Raw genomic sequence first — 17,271 nt, 5'->3', positions numbered from 1 at the left:
TAGAATGCATGCATGTCGATTGCGCTGCAGATCAGAGACGTACCCGAGGATGTCAGAGACGTACTGGCCCAACAGGCCGCCCAGCGCGGGCAGTCATTGCAGGCGTATCTGCTCGCCGTGATCCAGCACGAGGCGCGACTGCTCCGAAACAAGCAGGCGTTCAGCATGACCGCAGACCTCAGGGTCGACATCCCTGCACATCTGAGCCCCGAGATCGTGATCCGAGAAGGCCATGAGGGTGACCTCGACATCGATCAGGAGCCAGGTCACCAGTGATAGTTGTCGATGCCGCCGCATGGATACGCGCACTGGTCGACCGCGGTCCGGCAGGTGAGGCCGCGCGCACAGCACTCGGCGAGGACCCGGATTGGGCAGCACCCGCTCATATGCCGATCGAAGTCCTACGCACACTGCGCAAATACGAATTCGCCAAACTCCTGACACGCGACCATGCGCAGACGTTCGCCGAGCAAATCTGGACTACGGAGATTCGCTGCACGCCACCGGAGCCGTGGCTACTGGCAGCAGTGTGGCAATTTCGTCATACCATCAGCCCTTACGACGCCGCGTACGTCGCGTTGGCGATTGATTTCAGCGTTCCTCTCATCACCTGTGACGCGCGACTTGCCAAGGCAGCCCAAGAAATTGGAGTCCGAGCAATCGTACCTGGGACCTGAGGCCATCAATACCAGTGAATGTCACGCCTCGTTGGCGAGTTCACGCCAGAGATCTTCGGAGGCGCGAAACGCGCCCAACTTTCGCGGTGCCGACGGGTCCCAATCGTTCCCGCTGCCGTCGCGAGTCAGCGCACTATGTGGCAAGCGCTCGCTCCAGCGAACCACTCCCGTCAACGGCAAATCCTGCTCTTCCACGGCAGTTCAGCGTAATCGATGTACCCCCAACAACGGCCGAGGCAGGTCAGGTGGAACGGGCGGCGGTTAGTTGGGCGGTCAGTTCGGTGCGGGCGGTCAGGAGGGACGGGCCGTACCAGGTGAGGTTGCGGCCGGAGACGAGGGCTGTCGGGATGTTCGGGAAGGCTTCGGGGCCATCGGAATCGGTGAAGACGTAGGGCTCGTCGGGGAGGACGGCCAGGTCGATGCCGGAGATGAGGTCCGCGGTGGACACCGTCGGATAGCGATCGGGGAGGTCGGCGTGCACAAGGCGTAATCCCAAGCGGTGGGCCAGGTCTCCGGTGAAGGTGTCGCGGCCGACCACCATCCACGGGTCGCGCCAGACCGGGATGACCGCGTTACGCAGTGGCTCCGGAGACGGTGCGGCCCAGCAGGATTCGGCTTCGGACAACCAGGACGGGGGTCGGACGCCCAGTGCGTCGGCGAAAAGGCGGGTCATCGAGGAAAAGGCCTCGTCGACTGTGCGAATTCTGGTGACCCACACCGGGATTCCCGCATTCCGCATTCGGTCCACGTCGATGTGGCGATTCTCCTCCTGATTGCAGATCACCAGATCCGGCGCCAACTCCGCGATGCGCCGCACATTCGGGTTCTTGGTCCCGCGCACCCGTTCGACGGCCAGCTCCGGCGGATGCGTGCACCAGTCGGTCGCCGCGACGAGCAATCCCGGGCAGCTCACCTCGATCGCCTCGGTCAGCGAGGGCACCAGCGACACCACGCGGCGCACCGGGCGCACTATCGACACCGGTGCGCCGAGGTCATCGATCAAGTCGACATCGGACATCTGTCCACCATAATTCCCTGCTCGGCGCGGCTCGGTCGGGGCGATGCATCGCGCAGCCCACAGCCGAGCGCGCCGGGCCGCCGGACTAGCGGTCCAGCGTGCCGTAGAGGGTGTCGAGGTCGCGGAGGCCGGATTCGGCGGTGTGTTCGTCTTCGGCGGTCATGCGGAGAGCCTGGCGGAGGGGGATCGGGTCCAGGTCGTCGACGGCGGGGCGGAATTCGGGGTCTGGGAGGGCGGGGAGGGTGGTGGTTTCGCCGTAGAGGTCGTCGGAAACCGTTGGGCCGCTGTCGTTCTGGACGCCGCCGATGAGGGTGTCCAGGTCCAGGCCGCGCAGGGTGAGCATGACCGAGGGTTCCTCGTCCAGGCGTTCGGCGATGATGTAGCAGACCGCGGCGACATGTTTGCAGGGCCAGCCGTCGTCGGGGCAGCTGCACGCGAAATCGAGTTCGGCGGCGGTGGTGGGTAGCAGCAGTGGGCCCAACTCCTTGGGCAGAGCGCCCGAGGCCAGCTGGGCGAGCATGCCGGGGGTGGCGCGGACCAGATCGATCAGTTCGTCGAGGCGGTCGTCGCGCAGCGTGCGCAGGGTGAGCGCGGCGGAGAACGGGCGCGGCTGGCTGCCCTGCACTTCCGCAGCCACCGCACCTGGTTCGATGTGGTAGTTCACCACCTGACCGGCGCGCGCGTACGTGCGCCCGCGCGTCAGCCGACCGGCGTCGGCGACCTGTTCCACGGCCTCGATGAACGATCTCCCCCACCAGGTCCGCGCGAAAGATCCACGGCGACTGCGCGATTCGACGCCACCGCGCACCGGACGGCGTTTACCGTACTTCTCGTAGTCGATGTACGGGCTCATTCGCCGACCGCCTCGGAACCCAGGGCGAACAGCGCGCCGATCTCCTCGGTACTCAGCTCGGTGATCCAGTTCTCGCCCGAGCCGACGGTCAGATCCGCCAATTCCCTTTTCCCGCTGATCATATCGTCGATCCGCTCCTCGATGGTGTCGACGCAGACCAGCTTGCGCACCTGCACATCCCGCCGCTGACCGATCCGGAAAGCCCGGTCCGTGGCCTGGTTCTCCACCGCCGGATTCCACCAACGATCCAGGTGCACAACGTGATTGGCGGCGGTGAGGTTGAGCCCGGTACCACCGGCCTTGAGCGACAACAACATCAGCGGCGGCCCGTCCGCACCCTGGAACCGCTCGACCATCCCATCGCGCCGCTGCTTGGAAACCCCGCCGTGCAGGAACGGGATCTGCGTACCGAACCGCTCGTTCAGATACGGCCCGATCAGATCGCCGAATTCGCGGAACTGCGTGAACAGCAACGCCTTCTCACCATCGGCCAGCACGGATTCCAGCACATCCTCGACCAGCCCCAACTTGCCGGACCGGTGCCGGCCACGCCGCAGCACCCCCGATCCGTCGCCGAGGAAATGCGCGGGATGATTACACACCTGTTTGAGCCTGGTCAGCGCGCCGAGCACCGCGCCGCGCCGAGACATCCCCTTGGCATCCTTCAGTTTCGCGACCATATCGTCCACCACGGCCTGATACAGCGCGGCCTGCTCCACGGTCAGGTTGGCGCGCACCGTCATCTCGATCTTCTCGGGCAGATCGGAGATCACCGCCGGATCGGTCTTCACCCGACGCAGCACGAAAGGTGCTGTGACCGCGCGCAATCGGGTGATCGCGTTCTCGTCGCGCTCGCGTTCGATGGGGATCGCGAAGCGCGCGTGGAACTGGGATGCCTTGCCCAGCAACGACGGCGCCGCGAAATCGAGGATCGAACGCAGCTCCTCGAGCCGGTTCTCCACCGGGGTTCCGGTCAGCGCCAGCCGATGCGGGGCGGGCAGGGCGCGCGCCGCCCGCGCCTGACGTGTGTTCGCATTCTTGATGTGCTGCGCCTCGTCCAGGGTGATCCGTCGCCAGGTCTGCCGTTTCAGTTCCGCGAGATCGCGGTCGAGCAGGGCGTAGGTGGTGATGACCAGGTCCGAATCCGCCACGGCCGCATCGAGTTCCGCGCCGGAGCGGCGAGCCGAGCCGTGATGCACCAGCACTCGCAGGTCGGGGGCGAAACGTTCGGCCTCGCGCTGCCAGTTGCCGACCACCGACATCGGGCACACCAGCAGCGTCGGATCCGGCACGGAATCCGCTGCGGCGCTTTCTCTTTCGTGCACAAGCAGGGCCAGGACCTGCAATGTCTTGCCCAGGCCCATATCGTCGGCGAGGATCGCGCCGCAGCCGAGCCTGTTCATGGTCGCCAGCCAGGACAGGCCGCGCAGCTGATAGGGGCGCAGTTGGGCCTTCAGTCCCGAGGGTGGCTCGACCGGATCCGCCGAGCGGGTCGCGTCCAGCAGTTCGGCCACCCAGCCGTTCGCGGTGACGTCCTCGATCGGCACGTTCCGGACCTCGGAGGCGGCGATCTCGGCCAACAGCGCGGTCAGCGAGCCGATCTGCTCGTCGGTGCGACCGTCCAGATACATCGCGGCGGCAGCCAGCGAGCGGTGATCGGCCTGCACCCACTGCCCGCGCAGCCGCACCAGATCGGATTTCGATTGCACCAGCCGGGACATCTCGGCCGGGGTGAGCACGATATCGCCGAGCGCCAACTCCCAGCGGTAGGCGACCAATCCGCTCATGCCGACCTCGGTTTCGGTGGCCGCGGGACTCTGCACCTGCAAGCGCATGCTCGGCGCGACGATCCGCCAGGCCCGCGGCAGCAGCAGATGCACTCCCGCGGAACGTAATTCGTGCGCGCCGTGGGCGACCAGATCCTGCACGACCGCGGTCGGCAGCAGGAAATCCATCCCGTGCGGATCGCGGGGCAGCTCCCGCAACATCGGATACGCCTGGATCGCCGCACTCACCCGCTCGCCCGCCAGCCGCACCAGCGCGGGATCGCCGAGCACCGGAACCGGTTGCGGCGCTTCACCTTCCACACGCATACAGACCTCGAGCCGCCACAGCGCGTCGACGGTGGCGTCGTCCTGACCGGGATCCTCGTCGGGTTCGAGCAGGCGCAGCACGAGTTCGGGTTCGCCGGTGGTGAGGCTGGTCCGCCACTGGTCGAGCACGTCGGCCACGCGATGCGAACCGGACTCGAGCGGGGTGTCGGCAAGCAGCGCGGTCAGCAGCGGATGCGCGGGCTGCCGCCCCGATCCGATGGCGGCGGTGTCCAGGTGCAGGCGGGCGATCGGATCGGTCAGCTCGGTGACCAGATCCTCCAGCAGCGCCGCCGGACGTCCGGCCACCCGCAGCGCGGGCGGCATCGCCGCGGCCAACTCGGCCAGCCAGGCCCGCTGCCGCTGGCCCCCGACCAGCCGCCACCGCACCCACCACTCACCGTCGTCGCGCCGCACCTCCGGCACGATCCGCCCCGCCCGCACCCACCGCTCGACCCCACCCGCCACATGCGCGAGAAACCGCAGATCACCGGCAACAACCGCAGGCGGCAACCGCTGCAACAACACCCGCACGGCCATCGACGGCGCGAGCGCATGCCCCCGCACCTCGACCTCCCCCGCACCCCCTTCCGCGTCCGCAACCAGCACCCGCGCCCGATGCCGGAACCGCGCCGCCTGCATCACCCCACCCAGCGGATCAGGCAAACTCACCGCATCGATCGCGGACACCGCATCGGCCCCGGGCTGGTGCCACAGCACCAGCCCCGCCCCGGGTGTCCACAATCCGTGCAGCATTCACCCATCCAAGCAGGTACCACTGACAACTCGACACGGGATCGGATCGCCGCAGGTGGCAGGTATGGACATGACGTCGAGCGGCTACAGCGAGCAGAACTGTGCCGCAGAACCGGATCGGTTCTGCGGCACAGTTATTCGAGATCGAGGTACGGGTTCCGTTAGACCGCGCTGCCGATGGCGGCACCGGCGACGCCGCCGACTGCAGCGCCGACGACGGCAGCGGGGATACCTGCTGCCGCAGCACCGACTGCGGCACCGATCGCTACTCCACCGGCGGTTCCGCCGACGATGTCGATCGGAGCCAGATAGGGCGCAATGGCCACACCAGCGGTACCGAGGCCGAGTCCGATCACACCGCCCACTACACCACCTACGACGCCACCGGCCACCGCAGCCGGTACACCGGCCACAGTCGCGCCCAAGGCCGCACCAGCCAAAGCGCCAGCGGCAACCTTGTCCGAGCGGTTGGGGTTGATACCGACCGAGTTCATGCTGGTGGAGAGATTGGCCTCAGCCGTTGCCGCAGTGACGTTCACGTTGTTCAGAACGTCGTTGGGTACCGCATCCGGGACCGGCGAGGTGAAGTTACCCAGGCGCAGGGTCCGCGGCGGCGGAGCGATCGGCTTGACCGGCTTGACGGCGGTGGGCGCGTGCAACTCGGTCCAGTTGACGGCCGGAGCAGGCTCGTACTGATCCTGCGGGATGGGCCGGAAGTTCGGCGGGACAACGTAAGCCGGTGCGGGCTCGGCGGGCGTGACACCCGGCTGCACCGTGGTCACACCGGGAGTCACACCCGGCTGCACGGTGTGCGGGGTGTAGAGGCTGTCGGACCACGACGGCGTCACGCCGGGCTGCGGCGTACCGGACGGGAGGGACTGCGGCTGCGGGCCCTGCTCCTTGCTCGACGGCGGGGTGACCGCCGTACCCGGCGCCTTGGGCGCGGTGGGTGCGGTCGACTCCTGGGTCGGCGCGGTCTCGGAGGTGGACGCCGCGGTGGACGAGGACCCCGCCTGATGAGTTGTACTCGAGCAACCGACGACCAGTGCGAGCGGAATCGCCCCCACCGCGGGCAACATCACCCGTCGCGCCGCCGTGCCGAACTTTCTGTGCCGACCTGCCACGTGAACCACTCACCTCATCAATTTCGGAAACAACAGCCCCCCGTGACCCCAAGTCACGTGCGCACGCAGGATCGTAACCAGCGAATAACGTTGTCACGAAACCAATGTGATCAGGCGCACAGTAACGCACGCCTGTTCCACATGTATAAAGCTGCCCCGAACAGCCCTGTCTACCAGCAGAATTGCGCCTCACATACGCCTACCGCCCCCGGACACGCCGAAATTCCCGCCGCGCCGACCTCTCGGACTCCGCACCCTTTACTCGGACGCACTCACGCATCCATTCACGGCCACATGCCATCTCGCCATCGACATGCTTCACATAGGCCCTCACTCCCTCCGGCAAATTCACGCATCCCCGAAGTGGGCACACTGCGCGTACCTCCAACCTCTATACCCGCGACCGCGACGGAACACCGATCAGCCGCAGCGCGCTGGGCGCGCGATCACCTCTACACCGGCGACCTCGAAGCACCGGCCCAGCCGGATGAATCTGATACGGCCACAAGGCATCTCGACACGGACGGAAGCCCGACCCGATCTCCCCATCCCGCACGCACCACGCCGCCGAATCAACGCCCACACCTGTATGGCCGATACAGCCGCACACGATGCACGGCCCCGACTCAACGATTTCGGGGACTCCGAGCCCGTATTCCGCAGTGCCGTAAGCAATCCCGCGCCACGCGCAATCCCATTGACGATCGCCCGGTCGCGGCCTTATTTCCGAAATCTGTCGGTACCGCCGTGTAGAAGTTGTGCCATGCATTCGAACAGGGGCGGATGGGGATTGGCACTGGCAGCGCCGGTGGTCGCGGTGCTGGTGGCTGTCGTGGTGTTACAGGGGCCGGGGTGGTTCGGGGGATCCGAACCCGCGCCGGGCAGTCCCACGCGGGCCCAGTTGGAACGACTGCTGGCCGCGGTGCGGGTACTGCCGCGTCGTCCACATCCCGGCGGGTACGAGCGCGGCTGCGCGGCGGGGCAGGGCTGTGTATTCGGTCCGGCCTGGGAGGCGGGGTCCGGAGCCTGCGATACCCGTAATGATGTGCTCGGCAAGCAGTTACGCGCGGTGCGGTTCCGAATGAATACCGAGAAATGCGTGGTCGCCGCGGGCACCCTGCACGATCCCTATACGGGCAGGGATATCGCCTTCGACAGATCCCGCGCCCGTGAGGTGCAGATCGACCACATCTATCCGCTGGCCGCGGCCTGGGATATGGGTGCCGCGGATTGGCCACTGCCGCAACGTATCCGCTTCGCCAACGACACCGAATTCAATCTGCTCGCCGTCGACGGCCGGGCCAACCAGGACAAGGGCGACCGCACGCCCGCCGACTGGCTACCACCCGCATCGGCCTACCGCTGCTATTACGCGGGCCGCTATCTCACCACCGCGGCCCACTACACATTGCCCATCACCGCCTCCGACCGAGACGTCCTGTCTCGCACCGCCCATGACTGCCCTTGACGCGCGGGCGAGCGAAAATCGTTGCGGCGGTGCCGAACCGGTGCGATCAGTCGGTGGCCGCGGGCCGCTTCGGGTCGCTGGACCACTGGGACCACGACCCGGGGTAGAGCGTGGCCTCGATACCCGCCGCGGCCAGCGCGGCGATCTCGTGCGCGGCGGTGACGCCCGACCCGCAGTAGACCGCGACCGGGCCCGCGCCGAGTCCGGAGAACCGGGCCCGCAGCTGCTCGACGGTCTTGAAAGTGCCTTCGGCGGTGAGGTTCTCGGCGGTCGGCGCGCTCACCGCACCGGGAATGTGCCCGGCACGCGGGTCGACCGGTTCCACCTCACCCCGGTACCGCTCCCCCGCGCGGGCATCGAGCAGCAGGCCGTCCCAGTTCGCCGCGCCATCGGCATCGATGGTCGGCAGGTGGCCCGTGGTCAGCACGACATCGCCGCGCGCGGGATCGGATTCGCCGCCGACGGCGAGTTCACCGCCGGACCGCTCCCAGGCCGGGAGGCCGCCGTCGAGAATCCGCACATCGTCCATACCGGCCCAGCGCAACAGCCACCAGGCGCGCGCGGCGGCCATACCGCCGGTCGCGTCGTAGACCACGACCGTCTCACCGCCACGCAAACCCCAGCTCCGCGCGCACTTCTGGAGATGCGCGAGCTCGGGCAGCGGATGCCTGCCGCGCGCCGGGGAGGCCGGGGCGGCCAATTCGGTCTCCAGATCCACGAACACCGCGCCGGGGATGTGGCCGTCCAGATAGTGCTGCGGGCCGTCCGGATCGCCCAGCGCCCAACGCACATCGAGCAGATGGGTGCGGGACGCGGTGTCGCCCAGCTGTTTCCGCAGGTCATCCGCCGAGATCAATACCGGGGCCACACCGACTCCTCTGCCACATCAGGCCCCCCGGGACGCGAACGACTCTCAGCCTACGGCAGGACGTTCCCCGTCGCGCGGGCGTGGCGGATCGCTCGCGCGGCGGGTCGAGAGCACCCCGCGCACCAGCAGTCCGGCCACCAGCGCCCAGAAGGCCGCGCCGATACCGAACACCGCGAATCCCGACGCCGCCACCAGGAAGGTCACCGCGCCCTCGATCCGATGGTCGGCCGCGCCCAGGGCCGCGGTCAGCGCGGTGCCGAGCGTGGCGATGAGGGCAAGTCCCGCAACGGTTTCCAGCACACCTTTGGGCGCGGCGGCGGCCAGGACGACCAACGCGCCGGACACGAGCGCCAGCACCAGATAGGAGCAGCCGACGGTGAACACCGCGATCCAGCGCCGCCGCGGATTCGGATGCGCGGACGGTGCGGCCGAAAGTGCCGCGCTGATCGCGGCCAGGTTGATCACATGCGCGCCCGCGGGTGCGCCGAGCACGGTGCCGATACCGGTCACGGTCATCGCCGAGCGCCACGGCACCCGGAAGCCGTAGGACTCCATGATGGCCACGCCCGGAATGTTCTGCGCGGCCATGGTGACGATGTACAGCGGTATCGCGACGCCGATCATCGCGGGCCAACTCCAGTGCGGCACAGTCAATTCCAGCCTCGGCACCATCGCCGCCAGATCCAGGCGACGATGTTCGATCCCGATATCGATTCCGGCGCCGATCGCGGCCGTGGCGAACGCCGCGAGCACCGCCCAGCGCGGCGCGAACCGCTGCAACACCAGCCAGACCGCGATCACCGGGATCACGATCGCCGGGCTGACCGTCAGCGCGTGCATCGGGGCCAGACACAGCGGCATCAGCACACCGGCGAGCATGGCCTGCGCGATCTCGGCGGGGATGGCCGCGATCAACCGCCCCAGCCGCTGCCAAAATCCGTTCAGCACGATCAACACGCCCACCACCGCGAACGCGCCGATCGCCGCGGGCCAGCCACCGGACACCGCGCCCGTCCCGGCCAGCAGCGCCGCCCCGGGCGTCGACCACGCCAGCGCGATCGGCATCCGATATCGCCGACTCAACACCAGCATCCCGACGGCCTGCGTCGCGCAGATCGCCAAGAGCCCGGACGCCGCCTGCGCGGGCGTGGCCCCCATCTTGGTCAGCCCGGCCAGCACCACCGCGAACGTACTGGTGAATCCCACGAGCGCGGCCACGATCCCGGCACTGACCGGCTGCCAGATCCCGGGATCAGCGCCGTCGCCATCCGGCCTCGCCACGCCGTCGTCGTTCAGTCTCGCCGCGCCGTCCGAGCCGTCACCCGCTCCCCGCGCTCCGACGTTCCGTTTCCGCACACCCCCATCGCTCGCTGCGGCGTGACCGTCCAGCAAAACCGCGTTCGGCGCGGCGGCAATGCCGTCCTGCTGGTCCGCGATTTCCGGCACGACGAGACCGCTCTGAGCTGCGGCGGATTGCACGGGTTGTCTCGTATCGACGCCATCCCACGGTTCGACGCCATCCCACGGTTGATCTCGGGCGTCGGTCGAGTTCGGATCGGGTTCGGCGGAGGTTCGACCGGACCGCGGGGCGGGTTCACTGGTCTGCGGTTCGGTGGAGGCCATTTCGCCATCGTCCCGGGATCGAGCAGTCCAGTCAGCGGCCAATCGTGCGAAAGTGGACCGAATTCGGTCAGGTGTTCAAGAAACTCACCGCTGGAGGGTGGCCTGGTAACGCCGCATTCCGGCGAGCCAGCGGTCGTAGTCGGCGCTCTTGTGCCGGTACATCTCGAGCACCTGGGCGTGCGGCAGGATCAGGAAGCGCTCGTCGGCGACACCGGACAGGATGTCCGCGGCCACCTGTTCGGGGGTGAGCACCTCGCCCGCGGCGACGACCGCGCGGATCGCCTCCTCGTTCGCCGCGGCCTCGGTGAAATCCTCGTTCCCCGCGCGCAGCAGATCGGTGTCCACACCCATCGGACAGACGCAGCTGACCCGAATTCCCTTGTCCCCGTAGGTGATATTGAGCCACTCCGCGAACCCGACGGCCGCATGTTTGGTCACCGCGTAGGGCGCGGATCCGATCTGCGTGAGCAACCCGGCCGCCGAGGCGGTGACGACGAAATACCCGCTGCCACGCTGCTCCCAGCCCGGAATCAGCACCTGTGCGGCCCGCACATGGGCCATCACATTGACCTCCATCGCGGCGGCCCACTGCTCGTCGCTGCCGTCCAGTCCGCGCGCCCCGAAGATCCCCGCATTCGCGAAATACAGATCCACCGGCCCGAATTCACTCTCGGCCCGCGCCACCAGCTCCCGGATCACCGCCACATCGGTCACATCACCCACCACCGACACCGCCCGCTCCCCCAACTCCGCCCCGACTTCGACCACGGCCACGGCCAGATCGGCCAGCACCACCTTCGCCCCGGCCCCGGCCAACCCCCGCGCCAACGCCGCCCCGATCCCGGCCCCAGCCCCCGTAACGATCGCCACCTTGCCCGAAACATCCATGTCTCGCACCCTAACCCCGCCCCGGCGAACCGAACCGCGTTCCCAGCGTCATCGCCCACGAAGACCGACACGCCCGCACATCGCACGCACACCACCGGAACCAGAGCGTCGAACACCCGGCCCCACCCGAGCGCTGAGGGAAGCCCTTGCCGCACAGATCGATTCGCTCACATCGGTACATACTCGATCGACCCGGCCATCTCAACGGGATGCGCCTCGGTTGTCATGCACTCCACGAAGCCACTCCGAGCCGCATACGGATGCGCATGTACTCCCATGGATTCACACATACTGATGGAAACCCTTGTCGCACAGGTTTCGGCGCACGCTCGACCGAGCCGGTCGCATCAACGGCACGCGCCCCGGGTGCCGCACACTCCACGAAGCCGCATCGAGCCGCATGCGGATGCGCGAACGCACTCCGATGGATTCACACATCAGGATTCCTCGGCGCGGTCAGCGGGTGGGGCGAGCGGCAGTGCGTGTGGGGTCCTGGCGGGAGCCGTTGGTTCGGGCGAGACGTTGCAGGAGGGGTGCGGTGCGGGGACCGACCAACTGCTGCATGACCAGCGCCATGTTCGTCCGCTCGACGCCCGGAATCTTCAGGATGCGACCCGCGATCCGGTAGAGATCGTCGGCATCGCGGGCCACGACGCGGACGGTGAGGTCGGTCAGACCGGTCATTCCGCACACCTCGGTGACCTCGGGGACCTCGGCCAGTTCGGCGACGACCGAATCGAGTTGATGCTGATCCACCACGACCGCCACGAACGCGGCGAGCTGATACCCCAGGGCACGCGGGTCGACGCGCCGGTCGAATTCGGCCAGCACACCGGACGCCTCCCAGCGCGCGAGCCGGGCCTGCACGGTATTGCGCGACAGCCCCAGTCGCGTGGCGAGCTCGACACCGGTCGCCCGGGGATTGGCGACCAGTTCGAGCAACAGCCTGGCATCGGTCGCGTCGACAACGGCTCCGGAAGGTTCTGCGCTGGACATGTAATGCAGTATGACAGCCGTTCGCCACCAAAGATCACGCATTATGCACAGCATGCATGTCACTACTTGCGCAGGTCGCCCAATCGTGGATGCTGTGAAGTAGAGCACATCTCCATCTCGCGCGGCCCGGAGATCCCGGACCGGCGACACGCCAGGAAAGGCAGACGTACCCGACCGGCTACGTTTCAGGAAGGCGGCACTCATGCCCACCACCGCCACGGCGACGGCCACGACCCGGGCCATGTCGCCCACATCCCCGACCAGCGCGAACACCCCGCGCCCGGTCGGCACCGACCCGCAGCCGACCACCGCGATCGATACCGGCCCACCAGCACACGCGACCGACGCGACCGCTCCGACCGCGATCCCCGCCGGAGTGATCTCCGCCGCGACGAGCCCGCCGGAGAAGATCGCCTACCCGGTGCAGTTGGTCCAGCCCGACGGCCGCCGCGTCCTGGATCGCGAACACGCCGCGTTGGTCGCCGATATCGGCCCGGATCAGCTGCGGCAGCTCTACCTCGACATGGTCGTCGCCCGGCGCATCGACACCGAGGCCACCGCACTCCAACGCCAGGGCCAGCTCGGACTCTGGCCACCGCTGCTCGGCCAGGAGGCGTCGCAGATCGGTTCCGCGCACGCCCTGCACCACGACGATTACGTGTTCTGCAGCTATCGCGAGGCGGGCGTGGCCTACTGCCGCGGCGTCGATCCCGCGCAGATCACCCGGCTGTGGCGCGGGGTCGCGCATTCGTGCTGGGATCCCGCGCAGATCAATATGACCAATCCGGCCATCGTGGTCGGCTCCCAGGGATTGCACGCGACCGGTTACGCCTATGCCGCCCATCTGGACGGCGCGGAGATCGCGGTGATCACCTATTTCGGCGACGGCGCGACCAGTCAGGGCGATATCGCCGAGGCCCTGGGTTTCGCCGCGACCTGGAGTGCGCCGGTGGTGTTCTTCTGCCAGAACAACCACTGGGCGATCAGCGAACCGGTGCGTGTCCAGAGCGCGACGCCGATCGTGCGCCGCGCCTACGGTTACGGCATACCGGGCGTCCAGGTCGACGGGAACGACGTACTCGCGGTACTGGCCGTGACCAGGCAGGCCGTCGCCCGCGCCCGCGCCGGTGGCGGCCCGTCGTTCATCGAGGCGATCACCTACCGGATGGGCCCGCACACCACGGCCGACGACCCCACCCGCTACCGCTCGGCCGCCGAGACCGAACTGTGGCAGCGTCGCGATCCGATCGACCGGATCCGCCGGTTGCTCGAACGAGAAGACTTGTGGGACAACGATTTCGAACAACAGGTACGCGAGCGTTCGGACCGGGTCGGCGCCCGCCTGCGCACCGCGACCATCGAGATGCCCGATCCCGAACCGAAGGATCTGTTCGAGCACGTCTACGCCACCCCGCACGCGCTGGTGGATCGAGAACGCCGGGAGTACACCGCGTATCTGACAGGAGTACGGCCATGACCAGTACTTTCGCGGCGGCACTCAACCTCGGGTTGCGCCGGTCCCTGGAGGACGATCCCAAGGTCGTGCTGATGGGCGAGGACATCGGCCGGCTCGGCGGCGTCTTCCGGGTCACCGACACCTTGCAGAAGGATTTCGGCGACAATCGCGTCATCGATACGCCGCTGGCCGAATCCGGCATCATCGGAACGGCTTTCGGCATGGCGCTGCGCGGCTACCGGCCGGTGTGTGAGATCCAGTTCGACGGATTCGTCTATCCGGCGTTCGATCAGATCGTCTCCCAGGTCGCCAAGATCCACTATCGGACGTCGGGAAATGTGCTCGCGCCCATCACGATTCGCATTCCGTTCGGCGGCGGGATCGGTTCGGTCGAACATCATTCCGAATCGCCCGAGGCATATTTCGCGCATACCGCCGGGCTGCGCGTGGTCTCGCCGAGCACCCCGGCCGATGCCTACACGATGATCCGCCAGGCCGTGTCGCTGGACGATCCGGTCGTCTTCCTCGAACCCAAACGCCGCTACTGGGACAAGGCCGAGGTGGATTTCGCGGCGCTGGACCGGGATCCGTATCCGCTGGACCGGGCCCGCGTCTGCCGCCCGGGTTCGGATGCCACGGTCGTCGCGTACGGCGGCATGGTCCGCACCGCGCTGACCGCCGCCGAGATCGCGGCCGGGGAGGGTCGTTCACTCGAGATCATCGATCTGCGCAGCCTCTCGCCGATCGATTTCGACACCATCGAGGAGTCGGTCCTGCGCACCGGACGGCTGATCGTCACGCACGAGGCCCCGGTCTTCGCCGGATTGGGTGCGGAAATCGCCGCCCGGATCGCCGAGCGCTGCTTCTACCAGCTCGAAGCGCCGATTCTGCGCGTCGGAGGCTTCGACATCCCGTATCCCCCGGCTAAGCTCGAACGGCACCACCTGCCCGACCCCGACCGCATCCTGGACGCGGTCGACCGAACGCTTGCCGCCTGATCCCGTTCAGACAGAGGTGCCCGTTGGACGACGCTGCCGCACACGACCCCCGGCCGATCGGTCGGAACCCGGCGGAGAACACCCGCGCGAGCGGGGCGGATCCCCTCCCGGACGGCACCGACGATCCACGGGTACTCGAGTTCCGGCTACCCGATCTGGGTGAGGGGTTGACCGAGGCCGAACTGGTCTCCTGGGCGGTGTCGGTGGGCGATACGGTCGAGTTGAATCAGACCATCGCCGAGGTCGAGACGGCCAAGGCGCAGGTGGTGCTGCCGTGTCCGTTCTCCGGTCAGGTCACCGAGCTGCTGGCCGCGCCGGGTGAGACCGTCGCGGTGGGCGCGCCGCTGATCCGGGTGCGCAGCGATCGCGGAGTGGCCACGCCGCCCGCGCCGAGTGAGCGGCGGTCGGTCCTGGTCGGTTACGGCCCGGACGAGGAGACCACCACGCGACGCACTCGTAAACGTCCGAATCCCGATGCGGGAGTTCAGGATTCGCCCGATGCGACGCAGCAGCTGCCCGCCCCGTCGTATCCGGATCGGCCCTCGGCCACGCCCGGTGCGCGCGCGCTGGCCCGCGAACTCGGGATCAATCTGGCCTTCGTCGCCGGGTCCGGACCGGGTGGGGCGGTCACCGTGGAGGATGTGCGGCACGCGGTGCCGGTCTCGCAGCCGGTGAATCGGGTGCGGCCCGAGGACGAGGCGCTGCCGGGTGCGCCGCGCCCCACCATGCCGCCGGTGCCGACGATGCGCCCGGACGGCGGCGTCATCCGCCCGGCCCCGAGCACCGGCGAGACCCGGGTCCCGGTGACCGGTGTGCGCAAACGCACCGCCGCCGCCATGCTCACCAGCGCCCGGACGATTCCGCAGGCCAGCACGTTCGTCACCACGGATTTCACCGCCTCGATGGAACTGCTGGACCATCTGCGCACCACCGAGTCGTTCGCGGGCCTCTCGCTCACCCCGCTCGCACTGGTGGCCAAGGCGACGCTGGTGGCGATGGCCGAATTCCCGGGCGTGAACTCGTTCTGGGACGAGGAGAACCGCGAGATCGTCACCAAACACTATGTGCACCTGGGCATCGCGGTGGCCACCGAACGCGGCCTGCTGGTGCCGAACGTCAAGGACGCGCACACCCTGAGCCTGCGCGAACTCTCCCGCGAGATCGGCTGGCTCGCCGATATCTCCCGCGCCGGTTCGGCCACCCCCGCGGACCTGCGCGGCGGCACCTTCACCATCAGCAATGTAGGTGTGTTCGGCGTGGATGCCGGTGTGCCCCTGGTCAATCCGGGCGAGGGCGCGATCCTGTGCCTGGGTTCGATCCGCAAACAACCGTGGGTCTACCGCGACGAACTCGCCGTCCGCTGGGTCACCACCCTGGGCCTGAGCTTCGACCACCGCATGATCGACGGCGAACTCGGGGCTCGCTTCCTGGCGACGGTCGCCTCACTCCTCGAGGACCCGCTGACCCTGTTGGGCCGCATCTGACCGTGACTCAGCCGCCGCCGTGAAGTCTCGAAACCAGGACTTCGAGCGGTCGGCTACCGACTCCTCGACCGCTCGCTTCGTGCGTCGGCAGTGCCCCCACGTTCGACGCCGAGAGCTCCGTTGCCCGAGGACGCACGGCATCACGACTGCCCAGGCGATCGAGTCACAACCTCCACGAAGCACGAACACGCAATTCGGCGCGATGGCCGCTACCACACGAAACTGCTTGCGACACTGTGTGATCCACGCATTTCGGCGGCAACCGGAGTCGGTCTCGGTCAGGACGGACGATCGAGTGTCCGTCTGGCCGCGCCGGTTTATACATGTCCGCACCGATCATGGCAGCTGCCGATGCGGGACGGCCGACGCACCAGATCAATCGAATCCAGCCATCGGTTCGACGAATGCACAGGTATCGGCAAGTCCAGCGTTCACACCGATGGCGACCGGCGCGTGAGCATCAGGGCGACGTGGCGGAATCGGGTGCGGGGACGACGAGGGTGGTGGCGGCTTCCCGGATGACAGCCGGGATCTCGACGGACTTGCGCGTCTTGTCGTCCACGTAGACGTGGACGAAGGCGCCGGTGGCGGCGAGTTCCAGGGTGTCGGCGGATTCGCGGAAGATGGCCAGGTCGTAGGTGATGCTGGCGCGGCCGAGGCGGGTGATGCGCAGGCCGACGCGCAACTGGTCGGGGAAGCTGAGCGAGCCGTGGAAGTCGCAGGAGGTGCGGGCCACGACGCCGATGGCGGGGAGGTCGCGGATGTCGGTGCCGGTGGCGTGCATCAGCCAGGCGTTGACCGCGGTGTCGAAGTACGAGTAGTAGGTGACGTTGTTGACGTGACCGTAGTGGTCGTTGTCCGCCCACCGGGTGGGAACCGGCCAGAGCACGGGGTAATCCTCAGCATTGGTCACCATCGAACAGTAGCGATCGGTCCGGTTCGGCCGACCAGCGCGCCCGTGCGGCCAATACA

Annotated in this window: 15 protein-coding genes; 6 read left to right on the top strand and 9 right to left on the bottom strand. The window is 67.9% G+C overall.

Features of this window, described 5'->3' with window-relative positions:
* Nucleotides 1–12: 12 nt before the first annotated feature.
* Entirely contained in the window at nt 13–276 is a 264-nt protein-coding gene (locus NRB20_RS32205; RefSeq protein ID WP_153415181.1) for a FitA-like ribbon-helix-helix domain-containing protein, read from the top strand.
* Nucleotides 273–677: a type II toxin-antitoxin system VapC family toxin gene (locus tag NRB20_RS32200; RefSeq protein WP_153415180.1), complete on the top strand. Its 405-nt coding sequence runs from the start codon at nt 273–275 to the stop codon at nt 675–677. The genes NRB20_RS32205 and NRB20_RS32200 overlap by 4 nt, the downstream gene beginning before the upstream one ends.
* A gap of 241 nt (nt 678–918) precedes the next feature.
* On the opposite strand, the gene NRB20_RS32195 is transcribed toward NRB20_RS32200, so the two are convergent.
* From NRB20_RS32195 to NRB20_RS32180, 4 genes are all read right to left on the bottom strand, one after another.
* Entirely contained in the window at nt 919–1,695 is a 777-nt protein-coding gene (locus tag NRB20_RS32195; RefSeq protein ID WP_153415179.1) for a helical backbone metal receptor, read from the bottom strand.
* A gap of 85 nt (nt 1,696–1,780) precedes the next feature.
* Nucleotides 1,781–2,548 carry an SWIM zinc finger family protein gene (locus NRB20_RS32190; RefSeq protein ID WP_153415178.1) on the bottom strand — a complete coding sequence of 256 codons (768 nt, stop codon included), beginning with the start codon at nt 2,546–2,548 and terminating at the stop codon, nt 1,781–1,783.
* Nucleotides 2,545–5,394, bottom strand: coding sequence for a DEAD/DEAH box helicase (locus NRB20_RS32185; protein WP_153415177.1), 2,850 nt, complete (start codon nt 5,392–5,394; stop codon nt 2,545–2,547). The genes NRB20_RS32190 and NRB20_RS32185 overlap by 4 nt, the downstream gene beginning before the upstream one ends.
* 161 nt (nt 5,395–5,555) lie before the next feature.
* A complete protein-coding gene (locus NRB20_RS32180) occupies nt 5,556–6,518 on the bottom strand; it encodes a superantigen-like protein SSL4 (RefSeq protein WP_153415176.1) in 963 nt (320 codons plus the stop codon).
* Between the two features lie 763 nt (nt 6,519–7,281).
* Here NRB20_RS32180 and NRB20_RS32175 point away from each other — a divergent pair.
* Entirely contained in the window at nt 7,282–7,986 is a 705-nt protein-coding gene (locus NRB20_RS32175; protein WP_153415175.1) for an HNH endonuclease family protein, read from the top strand.
* Nucleotides 7,987–8,032: 46 nt separating this feature from the next.
* On the opposite strand, the gene NRB20_RS32170 is transcribed toward NRB20_RS32175, so the two are convergent.
* From NRB20_RS32170 to NRB20_RS32155, 4 genes are all read right to left on the bottom strand, one after another.
* Complete coding sequence (locus tag NRB20_RS32170) at nt 8,033–8,854, bottom strand: sulfurtransferase (protein ID WP_406603903.1); 822 nt, start codon at nt 8,852–8,854, stop codon at nt 8,033–8,035.
* A 45-nt stretch (nt 8,855–8,899) separates the two neighbouring features.
* Nucleotides 8,900–10,135 carry a benzoate/H(+) symporter BenE family transporter gene (locus NRB20_RS32165; protein ID WP_319945680.1) on the bottom strand — a complete coding sequence of 412 codons (1,236 nt, stop codon included), beginning with the start codon at nt 10,133–10,135 and terminating at the stop codon, nt 8,900–8,902.
* A gap of 426 nt (nt 10,136–10,561) precedes the next feature.
* Nucleotides 10,562–11,365, bottom strand: a complete 804-nt coding sequence (locus tag NRB20_RS32160; protein WP_153415173.1) for an SDR family oxidoreductase — start codon at nt 11,363–11,365, stop codon at nt 10,562–10,564.
* Nucleotides 11,366–11,821: 456 nt separating this feature from the next.
* A complete protein-coding gene (locus tag NRB20_RS32155) occupies nt 11,822–12,361 on the bottom strand; it encodes an Lrp/AsnC family transcriptional regulator (protein WP_153415172.1) in 540 nt (179 codons plus the stop codon).
* Between the two features lie 202 nt (nt 12,362–12,563).
* Here NRB20_RS32155 and pdhA point away from each other — a divergent pair, with 202 nt between their 5' ends.
* From pdhA to NRB20_RS32140, 3 genes are all read left to right on the top strand, one after another.
* A complete protein-coding gene (pdhA, locus tag NRB20_RS32150) occupies nt 12,564–13,838 on the top strand; it encodes a pyruvate dehydrogenase (acetyl-transferring) E1 component subunit alpha (protein ID WP_227834076.1) in 1,275 nt (424 codons plus the stop codon).
* Nucleotides 13,835–14,815, top strand: coding sequence for an alpha-ketoacid dehydrogenase subunit beta (locus NRB20_RS32145; protein ID WP_153415171.1), 981 nt, complete (start codon nt 13,835–13,837; stop codon nt 14,813–14,815). Before pdhA ends, NRB20_RS32145 begins: the two co-directional genes overlap by 4 nt.
* A 155-nt stretch (nt 14,816–14,970) precedes the next feature.
* Complete coding sequence (locus tag NRB20_RS32140) at nt 14,971–16,299, top strand: dihydrolipoamide acetyltransferase family protein (RefSeq protein ID WP_406603906.1); 1,329 nt, start codon at nt 14,971–14,973, stop codon at nt 16,297–16,299.
* A gap of 460 nt (nt 16,300–16,759) precedes the next feature.
* Here NRB20_RS32140 and NRB20_RS32135 read toward each other — a convergent pair whose 3' ends face one another.
* Nucleotides 16,760–17,212, bottom strand: a complete 453-nt coding sequence (locus NRB20_RS32135) for an acyl-CoA thioesterase (protein ID WP_406603902.1) — start codon at nt 17,210–17,212, stop codon at nt 16,760–16,762.
* Nucleotides 17,213–17,271: the final 59 nt, after the last annotated feature.

Source organism: Nocardia macrotermitis, from assembly GCF_009604405.1.
Lineage (GTDB): Bacteria > Actinomycetota > Actinomycetes > Mycobacteriales > Mycobacteriaceae > Nocardia > Nocardia macrotermitis.
This window is presented reverse-complemented; position numbering and strand designations above follow the sequence as displayed.